The sequence below is a fragment of the Pseudomonas sp. GW821-FHT07G10 genome, assembly GCF_059418545.1.
On sequence record NZ_JBWKQB010000071.1, the window covers coordinates 1 to 1,076 of the forward strand.

The following is a 1,076-nucleotide window of genomic DNA, read 5'->3' on the forward strand; positions in this document are numbered from 1 at the left end:
GTGGACTGACCCCAAAAAGTTGGACGATTGTAGGTCTATGCCTGAGCGGACTGAGTTCTGTATTCAACAGGGCTCAGTCCGTTTAGCTTCAGCTTGATACGACGGTGATTGTAATAGTGGATGTAGTCCACCAATCCGGCGTGAAGCTCGTCCAGATTACTGAATTTGGTTAGGTAAAAAAATTCGGATTTCAGCGTACCGAAGAAGCTTTCCATAGCCGCGTTGTCGTAACAGTTACCTTTGCGCGACATGCTGGGCGTGACCGATTGCTCTTTGAGAAGCCGGCCATAAATAGGCATCCGATACTGCCACCCTTGGTCTGAATGCAAAATGGGCTTTTCATGCGGCTGAAGCCGCCCAAACGCTTCATTCAGCATCGCCCCGACCATGCTGAACAACGGTCGCCTGGAAATATCGTAGGAAATGATTTCGCCGTTATACAGATCCAAGATTGGCGAAAGATAAAGCTTTTGCCCACCGACCTTGAACTCTGTGACATCGGTTACCCACTTCTGATTGGGCTGTGGAGCTTCAAACTCGCGATTCAGCAGATTCGGGGCGGCTTGGCCTACTTCTCCCTTGTAGGCGCGGTATTTTTTCACACGCACACGGCTCTTGAGCTGAAGCTCGGCCATCAGGCGCTGAACGGTCTTGTGGTTGATCAGGTGACCGGCGCGTCGTACTGCTAACGTTATGCGACGGTAGCCATATCGTCCCTGGTGCTCGTCGAAAACCGCGCAAATCTTGGCTTTCAGATCCGCATACTTGTCAGCCGCCTGGAGCACCTTCTGCTGATAGTAAAACGTGCTCCGCGCCAATCCAGCCACTTTCAGCAAGGCGTCGAGAGGGTGCCGCTGCCTCAGCTCGATTACGATTTGCGCTTTTTCTGCTGCGCTGCTCGTTTCTTCTGAACCAAGGCATCGAGCTTTTTTAGATAGTCATTTTCCATCCGAAGTTGATTCAGCTCTGCAATCAACTCATCCCGGGTACGAGACTCATCATCTGACGACTGGGGTTGGACGGGTAAAATCGGCTTTGGCATTTTTCTCTGAAATCCAGTTCGTTTGGGCTGCCTG

General features: G+C 51.4%; 1 pseudogene. It reads right to left on the reverse strand.

From position 1 onward, the window contains the following. Positions 1-35: 35 nt before the first annotated feature. Positions 36-1,076 (reverse strand): annotated as a pseudogene (locus AC07O1_RS30355) (IS3 family transposase); the annotation flags it as partial.